Origin of the sequence: Devosia sp. XGJD_8 (assembly GCF_046614475.1) — a bacterium.
GTDB lineage: Bacteria > Pseudomonadota > Alphaproteobacteria > Rhizobiales > Devosiaceae > Devosia.
The window spans coordinates 236,272-252,885 of the sequence record NZ_JBKJHF010000003.1; the positions used below are offsets into that span (position 1 = coordinate 236,272).

General features: G+C 65.6%; 24 protein-coding genes. 14 read left to right on the forward strand and 10 right to left on the reverse strand.

Features of this window, described 5'->3' with window-relative positions; genetic code table 11:
* Positions 1-48 precede the first annotated feature (48 nt).
* Positions 49-537: a hypothetical protein gene (locus ACLI1C_RS19910; RefSeq protein ID WP_411399311.1), complete on the forward strand. Its 489-nt coding sequence runs from the start codon at positions 49-51 to the stop codon at positions 535-537.
* 50 nt (positions 538-587) lie between these two features.
* Here the strand turns inward: ACLI1C_RS19910 and hslU are convergent, their stop codons facing one another.
* Genes hslU through hslV form a run of 3 tightly spaced genes read right to left on the reverse strand, consistent with a single transcriptional unit; the run spans position 588 to position 2,969 of the window.
* Entirely contained in the window at positions 588-1,898 is a 1,311-nt protein-coding gene (gene hslU / locus ACLI1C_RS19915) for an ATP-dependent protease ATPase subunit HslU (protein ID WP_411399312.1), read from the reverse strand.
* A complete protein-coding gene (locus ACLI1C_RS19920) occupies positions 1,891-2,412 on the reverse strand; it encodes an N-acetyltransferase family protein (protein WP_411399313.1) in 522 nt (173 codons plus the stop codon). The genes hslU and ACLI1C_RS19920 overlap by 8 nt, the downstream gene beginning before the upstream one ends.
* On the reverse strand, positions 2,409-2,969 hold the full coding sequence (gene hslV, locus ACLI1C_RS19925) for an ATP-dependent protease subunit HslV (RefSeq protein ID WP_411399315.1): 561 nt from the start codon (positions 2,967-2,969) through the stop codon (positions 2,409-2,411). Before hslV ends, ACLI1C_RS19920 begins: the two co-directional genes overlap by 4 nt.
* A 159-nt stretch (positions 2,970-3,128) precedes the next feature.
* Between hslV and hisB the strand changes: the two genes are divergently transcribed.
* The 8 genes from hisB to coaA all read left to right on the forward strand — a co-directional run bounded on the left by hisB (position 3,129) and on the right by coaA (position 8,003).
* A complete protein-coding gene (gene hisB, locus ACLI1C_RS19930; protein ID WP_411399316.1) occupies positions 3,129-3,716 on the forward strand; it encodes an imidazoleglycerol-phosphate dehydratase HisB in 588 nt (195 codons plus the stop codon).
* Positions 3,717-3,865: 149 nt separating this feature from the next.
* Positions 3,866-4,213 carry a DUF2628 domain-containing protein gene (locus tag ACLI1C_RS19935; RefSeq protein WP_411399317.1) on the forward strand — a complete coding sequence of 116 codons (348 nt, stop codon included), beginning with the start codon at positions 3,866-3,868 and terminating at the stop codon, positions 4,211-4,213.
* The gene (hisH, locus tag ACLI1C_RS19940; protein WP_411399318.1) at positions 4,210-4,860 is read left to right on the forward strand and encodes an imidazole glycerol phosphate synthase subunit HisH; all 651 of its coding nucleotides are present in this window, start codon (positions 4,210-4,212) and stop codon (positions 4,858-4,860) included. The genes ACLI1C_RS19935 and hisH overlap by 4 nt, the downstream gene beginning before the upstream one ends.
* Positions 4,857-5,588, forward strand: a complete 732-nt coding sequence (gene hisA, locus ACLI1C_RS19945) for a 1-(5-phosphoribosyl)-5-[(5-phosphoribosylamino)methylideneamino]imidazole-4-carboxamide isomerase (protein ID WP_411399319.1) — start codon at positions 4,857-4,859, stop codon at positions 5,586-5,588. Before hisH ends, hisA begins: the two co-directional genes overlap by 4 nt.
* Entirely contained in the window at positions 5,585-5,815 is a 231-nt protein-coding gene (locus ACLI1C_RS19950) for a hypothetical protein (RefSeq protein WP_411399320.1), read from the forward strand. Before hisA ends, ACLI1C_RS19950 begins: the two co-directional genes overlap by 4 nt.
* Positions 5,812-6,636, forward strand: a complete 825-nt coding sequence (gene hisF, locus ACLI1C_RS19955; RefSeq protein ID WP_411399321.1) for an imidazole glycerol phosphate synthase subunit HisF — start codon at positions 5,812-5,814, stop codon at positions 6,634-6,636. The genes ACLI1C_RS19950 and hisF overlap by 4 nt, the downstream gene beginning before the upstream one ends.
* A gap of 93 nt (positions 6,637-6,729) precedes the next feature.
* Positions 6,730-7,053 carry a phosphoribosyl-ATP diphosphatase gene (locus ACLI1C_RS19960; protein WP_411399323.1) on the forward strand — a complete coding sequence of 108 codons (324 nt, stop codon included), beginning with the start codon at positions 6,730-6,732 and terminating at the stop codon, positions 7,051-7,053.
* Positions 7,053-8,003, forward strand: a complete 951-nt coding sequence (gene coaA / locus ACLI1C_RS19965; protein WP_411399324.1) for a type I pantothenate kinase — start codon at positions 7,053-7,055, stop codon at positions 8,001-8,003. Before ACLI1C_RS19960 ends, coaA begins: the two co-directional genes overlap by 1 nt.
* A gap of 55 nt (positions 8,004-8,058) precedes the next feature.
* Here coaA and ACLI1C_RS19970 read toward each other — a convergent pair whose 3' ends face one another.
* Entirely contained in the window at positions 8,059-8,409 is a 351-nt protein-coding gene (locus ACLI1C_RS19970) for a VOC family protein (protein WP_411399325.1), read from the reverse strand.
* A 119-nt stretch (positions 8,410-8,528) separates the two neighbouring features.
* Between ACLI1C_RS19970 and dapB the strand changes: the two genes are divergently transcribed.
* Both dapB and ACLI1C_RS19980 read left to right on the forward strand, forming a co-directional pair.
* Positions 8,529-9,377, forward strand: coding sequence for a 4-hydroxy-tetrahydrodipicolinate reductase (gene dapB, locus ACLI1C_RS19975; RefSeq protein ID WP_411399326.1), 849 nt, complete (start codon positions 8,529-8,531; stop codon positions 9,375-9,377).
* A 46-nt stretch (positions 9,378-9,423) separates the two neighbouring features.
* Positions 9,424-10,038 carry a 2,3-bisphosphoglycerate-dependent phosphoglycerate mutase gene (locus ACLI1C_RS19980; RefSeq protein WP_411399327.1) on the forward strand — a complete coding sequence of 205 codons (615 nt, stop codon included), beginning with the start codon at positions 9,424-9,426 and terminating at the stop codon, positions 10,036-10,038.
* A gap of 63 nt (positions 10,039-10,101) precedes the next feature.
* Here ACLI1C_RS19980 and ACLI1C_RS19985 read toward each other — a convergent pair whose 3' ends face one another.
* Both ACLI1C_RS19985 and ACLI1C_RS19990 read right to left on the reverse strand, forming a co-directional pair.
* Positions 10,102-10,971: a methylated-DNA--[protein]-cysteine S-methyltransferase gene (locus ACLI1C_RS19985; protein WP_411399328.1), complete on the reverse strand. Its 870-nt coding sequence runs from the start codon at positions 10,969-10,971 to the stop codon at positions 10,102-10,104.
* 85 nt (positions 10,972-11,056) lie between these two features.
* Positions 11,057-11,536 carry a DUF2244 domain-containing protein gene (locus ACLI1C_RS19990; protein WP_411399329.1) on the reverse strand — a complete coding sequence of 160 codons (480 nt, stop codon included), beginning with the start codon at positions 11,534-11,536 and terminating at the stop codon, positions 11,057-11,059.
* Between the two features lie 47 nt (positions 11,537-11,583).
* On the opposite strand from ACLI1C_RS19990, the gene nth reads away from it, so the two are divergent.
* Positions 11,584-12,258, forward strand: coding sequence for an endonuclease III (gene nth / locus ACLI1C_RS19995; RefSeq protein ID WP_411399330.1), 675 nt, complete (start codon positions 11,584-11,586; stop codon positions 12,256-12,258).
* On the opposite strand, the gene ACLI1C_RS20000 is transcribed toward nth, so the two are convergent.
* On the reverse strand, positions 12,255-12,707 hold the full coding sequence (locus ACLI1C_RS20000; RefSeq protein WP_411399331.1) for a DUF2214 family protein: 453 nt from the start codon (positions 12,705-12,707) through the stop codon (positions 12,255-12,257). The two genes, nth and ACLI1C_RS20000, sit on opposite strands and share 4 nt — an antisense overlap.
* A 58-nt stretch (positions 12,708-12,765) precedes the next feature.
* On the opposite strand from ACLI1C_RS20000, the gene ACLI1C_RS20005 reads away from it, so the two are divergent.
* Together ACLI1C_RS20005 and ACLI1C_RS20010 are read left to right on the forward strand one after the other, a co-directional pair.
* Complete coding sequence (locus tag ACLI1C_RS20005) at positions 12,766-13,329, forward strand: TetR/AcrR family transcriptional regulator (RefSeq protein ID WP_411399332.1); 564 nt, start codon at positions 12,766-12,768, stop codon at positions 13,327-13,329.
* Positions 13,330-13,404: 75 nt separating this feature from the next.
* A complete protein-coding gene (locus ACLI1C_RS20010; RefSeq protein WP_411399333.1) occupies positions 13,405-14,409 on the forward strand; it encodes an adenosine kinase in 1,005 nt (334 codons plus the stop codon).
* A 72-nt stretch (positions 14,410-14,481) separates the two neighbouring features.
* On the opposite strand, the gene ACLI1C_RS20015 is transcribed toward ACLI1C_RS20010, so the two are convergent.
* The 3 genes from ACLI1C_RS20015 to ACLI1C_RS20025 form a co-directional block, all read right to left on the reverse strand.
* Entirely contained in the window at positions 14,482-15,249 is a 768-nt protein-coding gene (locus tag ACLI1C_RS20015) for a hydroxypyruvate isomerase family protein (protein ID WP_411399334.1), read from the reverse strand.
* Positions 15,246-15,944, reverse strand: a complete 699-nt coding sequence (pyrF, locus tag ACLI1C_RS20020) for an orotidine-5'-phosphate decarboxylase (protein WP_411399335.1) — start codon at positions 15,942-15,944, stop codon at positions 15,246-15,248. The genes ACLI1C_RS20015 and pyrF overlap by 4 nt, the downstream gene beginning before the upstream one ends.
* Before the next feature lie 64 nt (positions 15,945-16,008).
* Positions 16,009-16,614, reverse strand: coding sequence for a histidine phosphatase family protein (locus ACLI1C_RS20025; RefSeq protein ID WP_411399336.1), 606 nt, complete (start codon positions 16,612-16,614; stop codon positions 16,009-16,011).

Here is a 16,614-nt window from a genome sequence, read left to right on the forward strand (position 1 = left end):
CCCTCCGATCGGGCGTATTTTTATACCCGTCTGCTGGAGGAGGTTATCATGCGCACTTTTGGTGTCGCGGCCATCCTTGCCGCGCTGACCATGCCCGCTCTATCCGCCGATCTGACGCCAAGCGCCTTCCGCGCCCTGCTGGAGCACCAGGACGCGACGGCCGTCGTTCAATCGCTCGACGACAAGTCCTGGAACGCATTTCTCAATCATATCGAGGCCGGCGAACGCGGCTGGATCGACCTGGTGCCGCTGCTGGCGCCCGGCACCGATGGCCGCAGTTCGGAGAGCCTTGCCATCGCCCTGTCCCGCGCCCTCAAGGCCAATCCGGCCGGCGTGCTGAGCGTGCTGGCCGCCAAACACTACAGTCCGACGGATATCTGCGCGGAGAGCGGTGGCACTGCCTCGGTCATCGAGATGGCCAGGGAGATCGACGCCGCGCTGGTCAAGGTCGCCGCGGTGATGGATCCGGCGCTGAGCGAGGCGCGCAATGCGTGTCTTCATGCGCTGAGCGATGCAAGGATTTCGGCGCTGATCTAGGGCACGGGCGCCGCCCTCTCCCGCAGGGGGAGAGGGCAAGGCGGTCTGCCCTAGAGCACGAACTTGCTGAGGTCCGTGTCCTTGGCCAAGACGCCGACCTTCTCGGCCACGAAGGCGGCGTCGATGGTGATGGTCTGGCCCTGCTTGTCGGGAGCCTCGAAGCTGATGTCTTCCACCAGCCGCTCCATCACGGTCTGCAGGCGTCGCGCACCGATATTCTCGACCGAATTGTTGACCCGCACGGCCGCGTCGGCAATGGCCTCGATGGCGTCCCTGGTGAAGTCGAGCACGACGCCCTCGGTGCCCATCAGAGCTACATATTGCTTGATCAGGCTCGCATCGGTGCTCGAGAGGATCTGGATGAAATCCTCGCGGGTCAGGGCCTTGAGCTCGACCCGGATCGGCAGGCGGCCCTGCAGTTCGGGCAAGAGGTCGCTCGGCTTGGAGACGTGGAAGGCGCCCGAGGCGATGAACAGGATATGGTCGGTCTTGACCGGCCCATATTTGGTTGAGACCGTCGTGCCCTCGATCAGTGGCAAGAGATCGCGCTGCACGCCCTCGCGCGACGGACCGCCCTGGGCGCCGCCCTCACGATGGGCCACCTTGTCGATCTCGTCGATGAAGACGATGCCGTGATTTTCCACCAGCTCGATGGCCTCGGCCTTGAGCTGGTCCTGGTCGAGCAGCTTGTCGGCTTCCTCGGCGATCAGCGGCTCATAGGCGTCCTTGACCTTGATCTTGCGCTTGACCCCGCGCCCGCCCATGGCCTGCTTGAACATGTCAGAAAGGTTGATCATGCCGATGCCGCCATTGGGCATGCCGGGGATCTCGAAGCCCCCGGTATTGGCCGAGGGCTGCATCTCGATCTCGATTTCGTTGTCGTCGATTTCGTTATTGCGCAGCTTGCGGCGGAAACTGTCGCGCGTCGAGGGCGTGGCCGAGGTGCCGACCAGCGCATCGAGCACGCGGTTTTCCGCATTGGCATGGGCCTGCGCCTGCACGTCGGCGCGGCGCTTGTCGCGCAAAACGGCAATGCCCGCCTCGACGAGGTCGCGGATGATCTGTTCGACATCGCGGCCGACATAGCCCACCTCGGTGAACTTGGTGGCTTCCACCTTGATGAAGGGGGCTTGAGCAAGTCGGGCAAGACGCCGGGCGATCTCGGTCTTGCCGACGCCGGTCGGCCCGATCATCAGGATATTCTTGGGTGTCACCTCGCGGCGCATGTCGGGGCCCAGCTGCTGCCGGCGCCAGCGGTTGCGCAGGGCGACGGCCACGGCCCGCTTGGCATCGTTCTGGCCGACAATATTGCGATCGAGCTCGGAAACGATCTCGCGCGGGGAGAAATTGGTTTCAGTCATTTTCTGTCTTTCCTGGTGCCTTGTCGAAGAAGCGCACCATCAGGTGTTCGTCGACAAAGCGACCGTTCACGCGTTGGAAGCGAGGATCCGTGCCATAGATGACGAACCCCGCCCTCTGGTAGAGCCGGAGCGCCGGCTCGTTGTGGCTGGCAACGCTGAGATGCAGCTGCAGCACTTCGGCCTGCGCATGGGCAATGACGGCGTCGAGCAAGGCCTTGGCGCAGCCCGTGCTGCGCATGGCCGGCTTCACATAGACCTGGAGCAGCCAGCCGCGATGGGCCTCGCGCTTCTGGCCCCGGTCATAGGCCATGATCCCGGCCAGCTCGCCCCCCGGCAGCACCGCCCCCAGAAACACCAGCTTTTCCAGCAGGCCTTCGAGGTCGGGGATCGAGCGCAGCACGAAATCCTCCGCCGAGCTGGCAAAGGCTTCCGGATGATTGGTCAGCGCTTCGAGCCGGATGGCGCGATAGGCATCGACATCGTCCCGGGTGAGGCGCCGGACGGAATAGTTCACGCGGAAAGCTCGATGGCTTCGAGCGTGACATTGCCATTGGTATAGACGCAGACCTGCTCGGCGATCTTCATGGCGCGCCGGGCGATATCCTCGGCGTCGAGCTCGGTGGCATCGGCCAGCGCCAGGGCGGCACTGAGCGCATAATTGCCGCCCGAGCCAATGGCGATGACGCCGTGATCGGGGGTGAGCACGTCGCCCGTGCCGGTCAGCACCAGGGTTTCGCGCTTGTCCGCCACGATCATCATGGCTTCGAGCTTGCGCAGGTAGCGGTCGGTGCGCCAGTCCTTGGCCAGTTCGACCGCGGCGCGCATCAGCTGGTCGGGATATTGCTCGAGCCGGGCTTCGAGCCGCTCGAAGAGGGTGAAGGCATCGGCGGTGGAACCGGCAAAGCCGCCGATCACATTGCCGCCGGCCAGCCGCCGGACTTTCTTGGCGCCGTGCTTCATCACGGTCTGGCCCATGGACACCTGGCCATCGCCAGCCACCACGACCTTATTGCCCTTGCGCACGGAAACGATCGTCGTCCCGTGCCAGCCGGGAAATGCAGAGTCACTCATGATCGGAAGATACTCCAGAACTGTTGGCTGATATTTAGGAGCGTCGCCGAGGAATGCAATGATGGGCGATGGGCAACGCCGTCCGATGCGGGGCCTCAACCCAATCTTCACGGGATCGTGCCTATCTGCTAGAGAGCCGCCCTGTCCGGAGACCCGCCCATGCGCAAAGCAACCATTGCCCGCAAGACCAACGAGACCGAGATCGCTGTCTCGGTAAACCTCGACGGCACGGGCGCGCATGCCATGGCCACGGGCATCGGCTTCCTCGACCACATGCTCGACCAGCTGTCCCGCCACTCCCTCATCGACATGGATGTCGCCTGCAAGGGGGACCTGCACATCGACTTCCACCACACGGCGGAAGACGTGGGCATCGCCCTGGGCCAGGCCATTTCGCAGGCGCTGGGGGACAAGAAGGGCATCCGCCGCTATGCCTCGGCCGACCTGCCGATGGATGGCACGCTGACCCGTGCGGCGCTGGACGTGTCCGGGCGCCCCTTCCTGGTGTTCCGGGCGGAGTTCTCCAGGGACAAGGTCGGCGAGATGGATACCGAGCTGTTCCGCGAATTCTTCCAGGCCTTCGCCATGAATGCCGGCATTACCCTGCATATCGAGAACTTCTACACCGACAACAACCACCATCTAGCCGAGTCGATGTTCAAGGCCGTCGCCCGCGCCTTGCGCGAGGCGGTCGAGATCGACCCGCGGGTGGGTGATCGGGTGCCGAGCACCAAGGGCACGCTCTGAGCGCTCCGACGGGCTTTCAACGCCAGGCATTTTGCACTAAGTCAGCCCCAACCACGGTGTCACCCCGGCCTTGAGCCGGGGCCCATCTCGAGATCTCAGGATGGATCCCGGCTCAAGGCCGGGATGACATCGAGAGTTTGGAGTGTTCGGTGACTCTATACGCCATCTATGATCCCAAGCCCGGCAAGCCGGCCTTGCCCGCCGCCGTGCCGGAGAAATTCTCCTGGCTGGCTGCCCTCCTGCCGCCGGTCTTCCTGGTTCTGCATGGGCTATGGCTGGAACTGCTCGGCTTTGTGCTGGCCGTGGTGGCGCTGGTCCTTCTCACGCGCGTGATCGGCGACGATGCGACCTTTCCGCTTTACGTGCTGGGCGCCGTCTGGCTCGGCTTTGCCGCTCCGGGCCTCCGCCGGCATGCGCTCGCCTGGCGCGGCTGGACCCATCGCGGCACCCGCGTCGCGCTCGGCCCCGACCTGGCGCAGCTCGAGGCGATCCGATGAGCCTCGTCACCATTATCGACTACGGCGCCGGCAACCTGCACTCGGCCTCCAAGGCCTTCGAGCGCATGGCCGATGGCCTGGGCGGCATTACCGTTGAGGTGACGGCCGACCCCGCGCGGGTCCGTGTGGCCGACCGCATCATGCTGCCCGGCGTCGGCGCCTTTGCCGACTGCAAGGCCGGGCTCGATGCCGTGCCCGGCATGGTGGACGTGCTCGAGGAAAGGGTGATCCGCGGCGGCGTGCCGTTCCTGGGCGTCTGCGTCGGCATGCAGCTCATGGCCAGCGAGGGTCGCGAAAAGGTCGTGACGCCGGGTCTGGGCTGGATCGCCGGCGCGGTGCAGAAGATCACGCCGGCCGATCCGGCGCTCAAGATCCCGCATATGGGCTGGAACACCATTTCGGTGACCCGTCCGCATGCGCTCTTTGCCGGCATTCCCGATGGGCCCGATGGGCTGCACGCCTATTTCGTCCACTCCTATCACCTGGTGACCGAGCGCCCGGACGAGTGCCTCGCCACCACCGACTATGGCGGGCCGCTCACCGCCTGTGTCGGCCGCGACAACATGTTCGGCACCCAGTTCCATCCGGAAAAGAGCCAGGCGCTGGGCCTGCAGCTGATCGAGAATTTCCTGAGGTGGACGCCGTGATCCTTTTCCCCGCCATCGACCTCAAGGACGGCCAATGCGTGCGCCTCAAGCTGGGCGACATGGATCAGGCGACCGTCTTCAACGACGACCCCGCCGCCCAGGCCAAATCGTTCGAGGACCAGGGCTTTGAATATCTGCACGTTGTCGATCTCAACGGCGCCTTTGCCGGCGAGAGCGTCAATGGCGCCGCAGTGGAAGCCATCCTCAGGACGGTGAACTTCCCGGTCCAGCTCGGCGGCGGCATCCGCACGCTGGCCCATATCGAGAGCTGGCTCGACAAGGGCCTCGCCCGCGTCATTCTCGGCACGGTCGCGGTGCGCGATCCGGCTCTGGTGCGCGAGGCGGCGCGCAAATGGCCCGGCCAGGTCGCCGTCGGCACCGATGCGCGCGGTGGCATGGTGGCGGTGGAAGGCTGGGCGGAAACCTCCGAACTCTCGGTGATCGAACTGGCCAAGCGCTTCGAGGGCGCTGGCGTGGCGGCCATCATCTATACCGATATCGACCGCGACGGCGTGCTGGCCGGCATCAACTGGGATTCGACGCTGGAGCTGGCGCGGGCCACCACAATTCCGGTGATCGCCTCGGGCGGCCTCGCCTCCATGGCCGATATCGAGCGCATGACGCGGTCCGATGCCGCCGTGCTGGAAGGCGCCATTTCCGGCCGGGCGCTCTATGACGGGCGCATTGATTCACGTGAAGCACTGGCCATGCTGAAAGCTGCAGCATGAAAGCCGCGCCGCGCCACATCATGATCCGCAAGGTCAACTGGTGGTGGTATCTCGCGCCGATCGTGCCGATAGTGGCGCTGGGCTATGCGGCCCTGCTCAACTGGCTGCCGAGCTGGGCCCTGCTGGTCGCCGTCTTCGCCTTTTTCATGTGGCTGTTCTCGCTGGCCTTCACGGCATTTGCCGTGCTGATGCGCCGGCGCCAGCAGCGGAAGGAAACCCGACTGTGACGCTCAAGACCCGTCTCATTCCCTGCCTCGATGTCATGGGCGGCCGTGTCGTCAAAGGCGTGCAGTTCGTCGACCTGCGCGATGCCGGCGACCCGGTCGAGGCCGCCATGGCCTATGACGCCGCGGGCGCCGATGAGCTGACCTTCCTCGATATCACCGCCAGCCACGAGGGCCGCGACACCATTTTCGACGTGGTGGCGCGCACCGCCGAGCACTGCTTCATGCCGGTGACCGTGGGCGGCGGCGTGCGCAGCATCGAGGATATCCGCAAGCTCCTGCTGGCCGGCGCCGACAAGGTGGCGATCAATTCGGCGGCGGTGAACGACCCCGATTTCATCTCCCGTGCCGCCGACAAGTTCGGCAACCAGTGCATTGTCGTCTCGGTCGATGCCAAGCAGCGGCTGACCCAGGCCGTGGGTGGCGACAATGCCAGCGCGTGGGAAATCTTCACCCATGGCGGGCGCAAGCCATCCGGGCTCGATGCGGTGGAATTTGCCGTCCGCATGGTGGAGCGCGGCGCCGGCGAATTGCTGGTGACCTCGATGGATCGCGACGGCACCAAGTCGGGCTTTGACCTCAAGCTCACCCGCGCCATTGCCGATGCGGTGGAAGTGCCGGTCATCGCCTCCGGCGGCGTCGGCAGCCTGCAGGATCTCGTCGACGGCGTGACCGAGGGCCATGCCAGCGCCGTGCTGGCCGCCTCGATCTTCCATTTCGGCACCTTCACCATTCCCCAGGCCAAGCAATATATGCGCGAGCACGGCGTCGCCGTCCGGATGGACTTGGCCGCGACCGACAGGGCAAATCGCCTGAGCGACTAAGTCCATGAGAGTTGCGCTCGAATGGCGGCTTAGGTCGTAGTGACGGCGGCTCCGTTTTTTGCTCTAAGCCGTCAACGGCCGGAGACACCCGACATGCCCATGACCTTGGATGACCTTGAAGCGCGCATTGCCTTGCGCGCCGCGGCCTCGCCTGATGAAAGCTACACCGCAAAACTCATTGGCCGCGGCATGGAAAAATGCGCGCAGAAGCTGGGCGAGGAAGCCACCGAAGCGGTGATCGCGGCGGTGACCGGCAATCGGCCCGAACTGGTCAAGGAATCGGCCGATATGCTCTACCACCTGCTGGTGGTGCTGCGCGCCGCCGACATTCCCTTGAGCGAGGTCATGGCCGAACTCGATGCGCGCACGGCCCAGTCGGGTCTCGCCGAAAAGGCCAGCCGCAGGGACCAGCATTGATGGCCAGGCGTTCCCCCGTGCTTGCGCCCTACCATCACTTCACCAAGGCGCAGTGGAGCGAGCTGCGCGCCGACGAGCCGATGACGCTGACCCGCGAGGATATTTCGCGGCTGCGCACGCTCTCCGATCCGATCTCGCTGGAAGAGGCCGAAGAGGTCTATCTGCCCCTGACGCGCCTCCTCTCCTTCTATGTCGAGGCGGTGCAGCACCTGCACAGCGTCTCGACGCGGTTCCTCGAGGCACCGGACCAGAAGCTGCCCTTCATCATCGGCGTCGCCGGTTCGGTGGCGGTGGGCAAATCCACCACCGCGCGTATCCTGCAGGCGCTGCTGCAGCGCTGGCCGGCCAGCCCAAAGGTTGACCTCGTCACCACCGACGGCTTCCTCTACCCCAATGCGATCCTGGCCGAGCGCGGCATCATGGAGCGCAAGGGTTTTCCTGAAAGCTATGACCGGACGCGCTTCGTGCAGTTCCTCGCCGATATCAAATCGGGCAAGGGCGGCGTCAAGGCGCCTGTCTATTCGCACCTGGTCTATGACGTCGTGGCGGGCGGCGAAGTCATTGTCGACCGGCCCGACATCCTCATCGTCGAGGGGCTCAATATCCTCCAGCCCGGCGAGCTGCCCAAGGACGGCAAGCCGATCCTGTTTGCCTCCGACTTCATCGATTTCTCGGTCTATATCGACGCCGATACCGACGATCTCGAAGACTGGTTCATGGAGCGCTTCTTCCGCCTGCGCGAAACCGCCTTCAAGGACCCGACCTCCTTCTTCCGCCGCTTTGCCGAAATGAGCGAGGCCGAGGCCGGTGAATTCGGCCGCATGGTGTGGCGCACCATCAACCTGCCCAACCTGATCGACAACGTGCTGCCCACCCGCGGTCGGGCGGACCTGATCCTCAAGAAGGGCAAGAGCCACCTGATCGAGACGGTGCAGCTGCGGCGCGTTTAGCGCCACCATGCATGGCGGGTCTCTCTCCACCTCTCCCCCAAAGGGAGAGGTAAGACTAATACGTACCGGGCTGGGGCTGGCTGAAGATGATCTGGTTGCCGTCGGGGTCGCGGAACTTGGCGGTCTTGAAGAAGTCGCCCATGGCCTTGGCCACCGGCTTGAGCTCCAGCAAAGCCAGCCGGCCCAGCTCCTCGGCCAGGTCTTCCACGATCAGCGTCACGGTGGAGGCGCCGGCCCGGTCGGCATCGGTAAAGACATGTACCCAGCCACCACCCGCCAGCTTCCACTCACCCACCTCGCTCATCGGGCGGGCATCGGCGGGCCGGCCGAACAGGCGCTCGTAATAGTCGAGCGCCTCGGTGATGTCGTCCACCGCGATACCGGCGAGCGCATTGGTGATGGCCAAATCAGTTCCCTTGGTTTCTGACTAAGCACAACCCTAGCATGATGACGGCAATGGGGCACGGCTGTTGGCGTTTTGCCGGGGCGCTGCTATAGGCGGAGCCCAATCGCGGAGATGGATTGATGGCAGCTCTGAAGGTCGTGGTGGCAGGCGCTGGCGGACGCATGGGCGCTGCCAATATACGCGCGGTGGCCGCGCTGGGCGGTCTGGCGCTGCATGGTGCCGTCGCCAATGCCGCCGGCATGACCCTGCACGCCGCCGTCGACCGGCCGGGCACGGCAGCCATCGGCCAGGATGCGGGGCTCTATGCCGGCATTGCGGCGCTCGGCGTCAAGATCACCGATGACATGGATGCGGCCCTTGTTGGGGCCGACGCCATCATCGACTTCACCGCTCCCGGCGCCAGCGTTGCGCTGGCGCACAAGGCGGCAACGCTCGGCCTCGTCCATATCATCGGCACGACCGGCTGTTCGGAAGCCGACGACGCCGCCATTGCCGAAGCGGGCCGCCAGGGCGCACGCGTGGTCAAGTCCGGCAATTTCTCCATGGGCATGGTGGTGCTGGCCAACCTGGTCAGGAAGGCCGCGGCCGCCTTGGCCGATTACGACATCGAAATCCTTGAAATGCACCACAACAAGAAGGTCGATGCGCCCTCCGGCAGCGCCCTGCTGCTGGGCGAGGCCGCGGCTGCCGGCCGCAAAATCGCGCTCAAGACCCATTCGGTGCGGGTGCGCGATGGCCATACCGGGCCGCGCGAGGCGGGCACGATCGGCTTTGCCACCCTGCGGGGTGGCACGGTGGTGGGGGATCACTCGGTGATTCTCGCCGGTCCGTCCGAGCGCATCGAACTCAACCACCGCGCCGAGGATCGCACCATCTTTGCCAATGGCGCCGCCCGCGCCGCCCTCTGGGCCGCCGGACAGGCGCCCGGGCTTTATTCCATGAACGAGGTCCTCGGCCTCACCGACTGATGCGCTGCAAAGGCGCCACCAACCGACAGACAGCAAGGATATATCCATGACCGGTACCCTGATCCTCGTGCGCCACGGCCAGAGCGAGTGGAACCTGCAGAACCTCTTCACCGGCTGGCGCAACCCGAACCTGACCGAGCAGGGCATCGAGGAAGCCCGCGCCACCGGCAAGGCGCTCAAGGCCAAGGGGATCGTGCCGGACCTCTATTACACCTCGGCTCTGCGCCGCGCCCAGCACACCCTCGATCTGATGCTCGAGGAGATGGGCATTCTCAACGTCACCATCGTGCGGCACACCGCGCTCAACGAGCGCGACTATGGTGACCTCGCCGGTCTCAACAAGGATGATGCCCGCGCCAAGTGGGGCGAGGAACAGGTGCTGGTCTGGCGCCGGTCCTTCGACGTGCCGCCCCCGGGTGGCGAAAGCCTCAAGGACACCGCTGCGCGCACCCTGCCCTATTACGAGGCCGAAATCCTGCCCCAGCTCAAGGCTGGCAAGACCGTGCTGATCGCCGCGCACGGCAATTCGCTGCGCGCCCTGGTCATGGCGATCGAGGGGCTGACGCCCGAGCAGATCCTCAAGCGCGAAATCGCCACCGGCGAGCCGACGGTCTACAAGATCGGCCCCGATGGCAAGCTGGTGGAGCGGGTCACGCTGTAGGGGGCCGCTGAACTACACCTTTCCCTTTGGGGGAGAGGTGAAGAGCGTTCCCACCGATTCACGCTAATGCGCCGCTGAGATCACCCCGGCTTCCCAGCCAAGGATGGCGCGCTTGCGCGGCACGCCCCAGTGATAGCCGGTGAGCGCGCCTGACGTGCCCACCACGCGGTGGCAGGGCACGACAAAGGAAATCGGGTTCTTGCCGACGGCGGCGCCGACGGCGCGGGCCGCCGTGGGGCGGCCGATATGGTTGGCGACGCTTTGATAGGTGGTGGCCTGACCGCAGGGGATCTTGAGCAGCGTCTCCCACACCTGCACCTCGAAATCGGTGCCGATCAGCACGACCCGGACCGGCCGCTTCGGCGACCAGTGGGCCGGATCGAAGGCCTGGGCGATCATTGGTGCGACCCGCGCATCGTCGCGCGTGAAACGGGCATTGGGCCAGCGATTGGCCAGGTCCTCGAAGGCCTGTTCGATACTGGTCTCCGCGTCGGCAAAGCCCAGCCCCGACATGCCGTAATCGGTCGCCGTCGCCACCGCCATGCCAAAGGGAGAGGGCGCCGCCCCCCACACCATGTCGATCCCGGCGCCGCCGGCGCGAAAGACGCCAGGCGGCATGGCCTCATAGGTCACGAACAGGTCATGCAGGCGCGAGGTGGAGGAGAGCCCCACCTCATAGGTGGTGTCGAGCACGCTTTGCTTGGCGCGCAGCAGCGACTTGGCATGATCGAGCGCCACCGCCTGGGCAAAGCTCTTGGGGCTGAGCCCGCACCAGCGGCGGAAGAGGTCCGTCAGCTGGCGCTCGGTGAGACCCAGGGCAAGCGCAAAGCGCGGCAGGTCGGCGACGTCGGGGCCGTTTTCGGAGAGATAGCGGATCGCCGCGCGGATCATGTCGTAATCGGTGGCCGGCGAGATGGGAGCGAGCTGGTTCATCGAAACACCCGTGGCGTCATTCATCTTCTGGGTGCCTGTCTAGGGCCACGAGGCGCGCCATGCGACCCGGTTTTGACGCGTCCCGCTACTGCCGTGCCTGGCGCAGGGCCCGGCCGAATTCCTTGGCAAAGCTCGCCTTGTCATCGGCATTGAGAAAGGCGCCGATCTCGATGTCCTCGGTGCCACTGCGCAATCGCAGCGCCCTTGTCTTTTCATTGAGGTCACGATCGAGCACGAGGCGCACCGCCTTGGGGTCAAAGCGGCGGAGCATCCGCTCCCCCTTGGCGTCGGTCGTGGCGATCTCGAGCTGTTCGGGCCAGAGCGTGATCTGCTGGGTGATGCGCTGGTTGCGCGATTGCCGCACGCCCAGGATGACCAGACCCGTTGCGGTCAGCGCAAATCCGGCCAGCACCGGCACGGCAAATTCCGGCACGGCCACGATGATCGGCGCCACCAGCGCCGCCGCCACGCCCAGCGCAACCCAGCCGCCCGCGGCCCGCAGCGACCGGTCGGGACGCAGCGCAGCGGAAAACAACGGCGTCGTGGTTGTGGTTTGCATGGCCATCGTGATCTCTTCCGCCTGACTATAGGCGCAGAATCAGAGGCGAGAGAATGGCAACGCCGAAAAAAGTGAAGAGCCTGCCCAAGGCCGATGTCGAGGCCATCTTCGCGCGCTTCCATGAAATCGAGCCCGAGCCCAAGGGCGAACTCGATTATCTCAACGCCTTCACCCTTCTGGTTGCCGTCGTGCTGTCAGCCCAGGCGACCGATGCCGGCGTCAACAAGGCGACCAGGCGCCTGTTCGAGCTGGCCCCCTCCCCGGCCGCCATGGTGGCGCTTGGGGTGGACACCATTACCGAGCTGATCAAGACCATCGGGCTCTATCGCGGCAAGGCCAGGAACGTCTTTGCGCTCAGCCAGATCCTGCTCGACCAGCATGGTGGCGACGTCCCCCAGGATCGGGCAGCGCTGGAGGCCCTGCCCGGCGTCGGTCGCAAGACCGCCAATGTCGTGCTCAATATCTGGTTCAAGCAGCCCACCATTGCGGTGGATACCCACCTCTTCCGCGTCGGCAATCGCACGGGGCTCGCCCCCGGGGCCAACCCGCTGGCCGTCGAGCAGATCCTGCTCAAGGTCATTCCCGCGCAATATATGCTGCATGCGCATCACTGGCTGATCCTGCATGGCCGCTATATCTGCAAGGCGCGCAAGCCCGAATGCTGGCGTTGTCCTATCGCGCAGTGGTGCCGCTTCGAGCCCAAGACGCCACCGCCCAAGGGCGCCTAGCTGCCATAGCCGCGCGCCATGGCGGCGGCAAAGATCGGGATCAGCAGCAGGACGGCGCCCTGCAGGTGAATATAGCGTCGATTGGCGCTGACCTCGGCCGCCGGCGGCGCATAATTGCCGTCCCCCGCCAGCCCCTTCTGCCAGCGGCGGATGGCGAGTGTCGGCGGAATGGTGAGCAGGCCCATCACGAGGATGGCCGCCATCTTGCCCAAGAAGGCCTGGTTGCCGACATAATATTCCCAGCCGGCGGCCCCGAAGATTACGCGAAAGATGCCCACGATGATGACCACGGCGGCCAAGCCGCCATAGGCAGCATCGATCCGGCCCAGTTGGCGGATTTGTGGGCCGGAAACGCCGGGCCGGAGCAGGGCAAATTCGGCGGCATAGACAGCCACCAGCGCAAAGACCGCCAGATGGTGGGCAATCGCCAGGATCAGGTCGCTAACCATTTGCAGGGCCTCGGCGCCATGTTATCAATGCTTACATATAGATACGAGTAAGTAAGCAGTGTCAACATCCCTTCCCAATGCCCCCTATCACCATGGCAATCTGCGCCAGGCCCTGCTCGAAGCGGCCCTGGTCATCCTCGAAAAGGAAGGCGAAGCCGGGCTGGGGCTGCGCGACCTGGCCCGGGCCGTCGGCGTGTCGCCCGCCGCGCCCTACCGGCATTTCGACAGCCGCTCCGCCCTGCTCGAGGCGCTTGCCGTCACCGGCTATCAGCGCTTCACGCAGCGCATGGAGGCCATCGCCACCGACGACACGCTGGACCATATGACGGCCATGGGGCGCACCTATGTCAAATTCGCCCTCGATAATCCCAACCTGTTCCGCCTGATGTTCTCGCCCGTGCTGCGGCGCGACAATCGCCCCGGCCTGCGCATGGCGGCCGATGCCGCCTATCGCACGCTGCGCCACGTGACCGGGGAGGACCTCGATACCGGGCGCGTCGCCGCTCTCGCGGCCTGGGCCCGCGTGCATGGCCTGGCCGTGCTGCTGCTCGATGGCCAGATCGCCATCCAGGCCGGCGAGGATATCGAGGCGCTGATCGTCCAGATCATCGAGAAGCATTAGCGCCAGGCGCAAGGTTGCGGCGAGCCGACTGTTCCTCTAAACCGGCTAACGGTTTTCCTCGCGCCGGACCTGTTCATGACCCAGACCCGCTTTGACGTCCTCACCATCGGCAATGCGATTGTCGACATCATCGCGCCGGTCGAGGCGGGCTTCATCGAACGGGAGGGCATGAGCGAGGGCATCATGCACCTGATCGATACCGATCGGGCCGAGGACCTCTATGCCAAGATGCCGCTGGGCCGCCAGCAGATCTCGGGCGGCAGCGCTGCCAATACCGCGGCCGGCGTCGCCTCGCTGGGTGGCCGCGCCGCCTTTATCGGCAAGGTGGCCGATGATCCGCTGGGCGACGTGTTCGAGGCCGATCTCGACGCCATCGGCGTGCACTATTCCACCAGCCGGCTCAAGAATGGCGCCCTGACCGCCCGCTCGATGATCTTCCTTTCCGAAGACGGCGAGCGCACCATGAACACCTATCTCGGCGCCTGCCACCAGCTCACCGAGCAGGATATCAGGCCCGACGAGATCGGCGGCGCCGCCATCACCTATATGGAAGGCTTCCTGTGGGACCCGGTCGAAGCCAAGAAGGCCTTCGTGCTGGCCGCCCACTATGCCCACAAGAACGAGCGGGCCGCAGCCTTTACCCTTTCCGATCCCTTCTGCGTTGATCGGTACCGCGCCGAATTCCTCGACCTGATCCGGTCCAAGACCATCGACTACGTCTTTGCCAATGTGCATGAGCTCAAATCGCTCTACCAGACCGACGACCTGGGCGAAGCCGTGCGCGAGATTGCCAAGGATGCCGAACTGGCGGCCATTACCATGGGCGCCGACGGCGCCATGGCGGTCTATAATGGCGAAGTGACCTCGGTTCCGGCCTATGCCATCGACAAGGTGGTCGACGCCACCGGCGCCGGCGACCTCTTCGCCTCGGGCTTCCTGCTGGGCATGGCCCGCGGCCAGACGCTGGAATCCTCGCTCCAGACCGGATGCCTCGCCGCATCCGAAGTGATCAGCCATATTGGCGCCCGGCCCCTGCTGGATCTGCAGGACCTGACCAAGGCGCATGGGCTGGCGGGGTAGGCGCTCCCGAATAGTGAGCTGGAAGCCGCTCAAATTCCAAGCCCGCACCTGTGGTGGTGCGGGTTTTTTGCTTCAGCCCAACCGTCCCCACGTCTCCTTCAGCGCATCCGCCGTGCTGCCCGTCGGCCGGAATTCCAGTCCCACCCAGCCGTCATAGCCCTGCGCATCGAGCCAGGTCAGGTGCGGCTGCAGGTCGAGCCGGCCGGTGCCGGGCTGGTGGCGGCCGGGATGGTCGGCGAGGTGGACGTGGAAGATGCGGTCGAGATGGCCGGCGGCCACGTCCTGCGGGTCCTCGTCCATGATCAGCGAATGATAGAGATCGTAGGTCAGCCCGATTTCCGGGCGGTTGACCGCGTCGGCGATGGCGAAGGCCTCCGCCGAGCTGGTGAGGTAATAGCCGGGATGATCGACCCGGTCATTGAGCGGTTCGAGCCCCAGACGCACGCCGGAGCCGGCCAGCACGTCGGCCGCGCTCGCCATGGCAAGGGTCAGGTCGTCATGCTGGCGTGCGCGATCGATGCCGGCCAGCAGCGGACCCGACTGGCAGATCAATACCTTTGTGCCCAGGCGCAGCGCGACGTCGCGGCTCTGCTCGAGGCCACGCAGGAAGCGGTCATGATCGCCCTGGCGGGTAAGCTCGGCAAAGGGCTCGGCAACGATCGCTGCCAGCGCCAGCCCGGTTTCGTCCAGCGCACGCTCGACGGCGTCGAGGTCCTTGTTGGACCAGAACCAGAATTCGACGGCCTCGAGCCCCGCCGCCTTGGCGAGGCGAATGCGCTGGGCCGGATCGTCCGTTTCCGGCACGAAGAGCATTTCGATACAGGCGGAAAAGCGGGTCATGCGAGGCGCGTCCCCGAATTCATGTCGGCCAGGATGGCGCGTGCTGCGGCGGCCGGGTCGGCCGCCTCGATGATCGGGCGGGCCACGACCAGATGCGTCGCGCCCTCGGCCAGGGCCTCGCCCGGCCCCATGACGCGCTTCTGGTCGCCGGCCGCGGCACCCGGCAGGCGGATGCCCGGGGTGACGATGGCCATGCGCGGGCCGATAATGGTGCGCACCATTTCGGCTTCGTGCGGCGAACTGACCAGCCCGCCAATGCCGGCATCGCGCGCCTGCTGCGCCCGCAGCGCCACAAGGCCTGCCGTGTCGCGCGCAAAGCCGGCCTCGGCGACGTCGGCATCATCCATCGAGGTCAGCACCGAGACGCCCAGTATGCAGAGGTCCGATCCGGCGGCGCCGCGCACCGCGGCGCGCATGCATTGGGGATAGGCATGGACGGTCAGCATGGTGGCGCCGGTTTCGGCAATGGCCGCCACGCCCTTTTCGACCGTATTGTCGATGTCGAGCAGCTTGAGATCGAAGAACACCTTCTTGCCGGCGGCCAGCAAAGCCTTGCCGAGGCTGAAGCCATCGGCGCCGTAGAAGCACTGGTAGCCGATCTTGTAGAAATCCACCGTGTCGCCCAGCAGCGCCACGATCTCCTCGGCGCGGGCGCGTGACGAAACGTCGAGGCCCACGATTAATTGGCCAGCCATGGTGGATCCTCCGCTGTCGATGTCAGGCTGGACTAGACCAAATCCGCCCGCGCCGCAACCGGCACTAGCCGAACCAGCCCGGCGCGAAATCCTCCATCGCGGTCCATTCGCAACCAAGTTTCATCTGCTTGAGGTCGAAGGTGAAGCAATTGCCGCCGCCGCGATGGGCATGCCGGCTCTGGTCCTCGCTGCGGGAGATGGGCCTTCCCCCGACATGGCATTTGAGCAGCGTGCCCACAGCACCATGGCCGCAGAACACGGCCGGCGTGCCTTCCGGTACGCTGGCCATGGCAGTGCTGATGGTGGCGACGATCCGCTCCTGGGCGTCGACGGCCCGCTCCCAGCCATCGGCGCTGCTGCGGGGCGCGGCGAAGAAACGGTCGGCCATCTCTTCGAACAGGTTGGGCGGCAGGAAGCCGGTGGCGCTGCGATCATTTTCGCCCATCAGGTGATCGCTCAGCACCAGGCTGCCCGCCGCCTCCGCCAGGATATCGGCCAGCTGCATGGCCTTGGTCTCACGGCTGGAAAAGATCATGCTGCCGGTCGGCACCACGCCCCGCGCGGCAAAGTCCAGCGCCCGGCGCCGCCCCTCGCCATTGAGCCCCCAGAGCGGCACCGGCACATTGGCGTCGATCTGCACCTGCGGATGAGTGACATAGAGCGCCCGCAT

Excerpts from the sequence above, each read along its gene's own strand:
- hslV (WP_411399315.1), bottom strand. The coding sequence starts at position 2,969 with ATGAGTGACTCTGCATTTCCCGGCTGGCACGGGACGACGATCGTTTCC.
- ACLI1C_RS19980 (WP_411399327.1), top strand. The coding sequence starts at position 9,424 with ATGACCGGTACCCTGATCCTCGTGCGCCACGGCCAGAGCGAGTGGAAC.
- pyrF (WP_411399335.1), bottom strand. The coding sequence starts at position 15,944 with ATGGCTGGCCAATTAATCGTGGGCCTCGACGTTTCGTCACGCGCCCGC.
- hslU (WP_411399312.1), bottom strand. The coding sequence starts at position 1,898 with ATGACTGAAACCAATTTCTCCCCGCGCGAGATCGTTTCCGAGCTCGAT.
- nth (WP_411399330.1), top strand. The coding sequence starts at position 11,584 with ATGGCAACGCCGAAAAAAGTGAAGAGCCTGCCCAAGGCCGATGTCGAG.
- coaA (WP_411399324.1), top strand. The coding sequence starts at position 7,053 with ATGGCCAGGCGTTCCCCCGTGCTTGCGCCCTACCATCACTTCACCAAG.
- ACLI1C_RS20015 (WP_411399334.1), bottom strand. The coding sequence starts at position 15,249 with ATGACCCGCTTTTCCGCCTGTATCGAAATGCTCTTCGTGCCGGAAACG.
- hisB (WP_411399316.1), top strand. The coding sequence starts at position 3,129 with ATGCGCAAAGCAACCATTGCCCGCAAGACCAACGAGACCGAGATCGCT.
- hisH (WP_411399318.1), top strand. The coding sequence starts at position 4,210 with ATGAGCCTCGTCACCATTATCGACTACGGCGCCGGCAACCTGCACTCG.
- ACLI1C_RS20025 (WP_411399336.1), bottom strand. The coding sequence starts at position 16,614 with ATGCGGGCGCTCTATGTCACTCATCCGCAGGTGCAGATCGACGCCAAT.
- ACLI1C_RS19960 (WP_411399323.1), top strand. The coding sequence starts at position 6,730 with ATGCCCATGACCTTGGATGACCTTGAAGCGCGCATTGCCTTGCGCGCC.
- ACLI1C_RS20000 (WP_411399331.1), bottom strand. The coding sequence starts at position 12,707 with ATGGTTAGCGACCTGATCCTGGCGATTGCCCACCATCTGGCGGTCTTT.
- ACLI1C_RS19990 (WP_411399329.1), bottom strand. The coding sequence starts at position 11,536 with ATGGCCATGCAAACCACAACCACGACGCCGTTGTTTTCCGCTGCGCTG.
- ACLI1C_RS19910 (WP_411399311.1), top strand. The coding sequence starts at position 49 with ATGCGCACTTTTGGTGTCGCGGCCATCCTTGCCGCGCTGACCATGCCC.
- dapB (WP_411399326.1), top strand. The coding sequence starts at position 8,529 with ATGGCAGCTCTGAAGGTCGTGGTGGCAGGCGCTGGCGGACGCATGGGC.
- ACLI1C_RS20010 (WP_411399333.1), top strand. The coding sequence starts at position 13,405 with ATGACCCAGACCCGCTTTGACGTCCTCACCATCGGCAATGCGATTGTC.
- ACLI1C_RS19950 (WP_411399320.1), top strand. The coding sequence starts at position 5,585 with ATGAAAGCCGCGCCGCGCCACATCATGATCCGCAAGGTCAACTGGTGG.
- ACLI1C_RS19985 (WP_411399328.1), bottom strand. The coding sequence starts at position 10,971 with ATGAACCAGCTCGCTCCCATCTCGCCGGCCACCGATTACGACATGATC.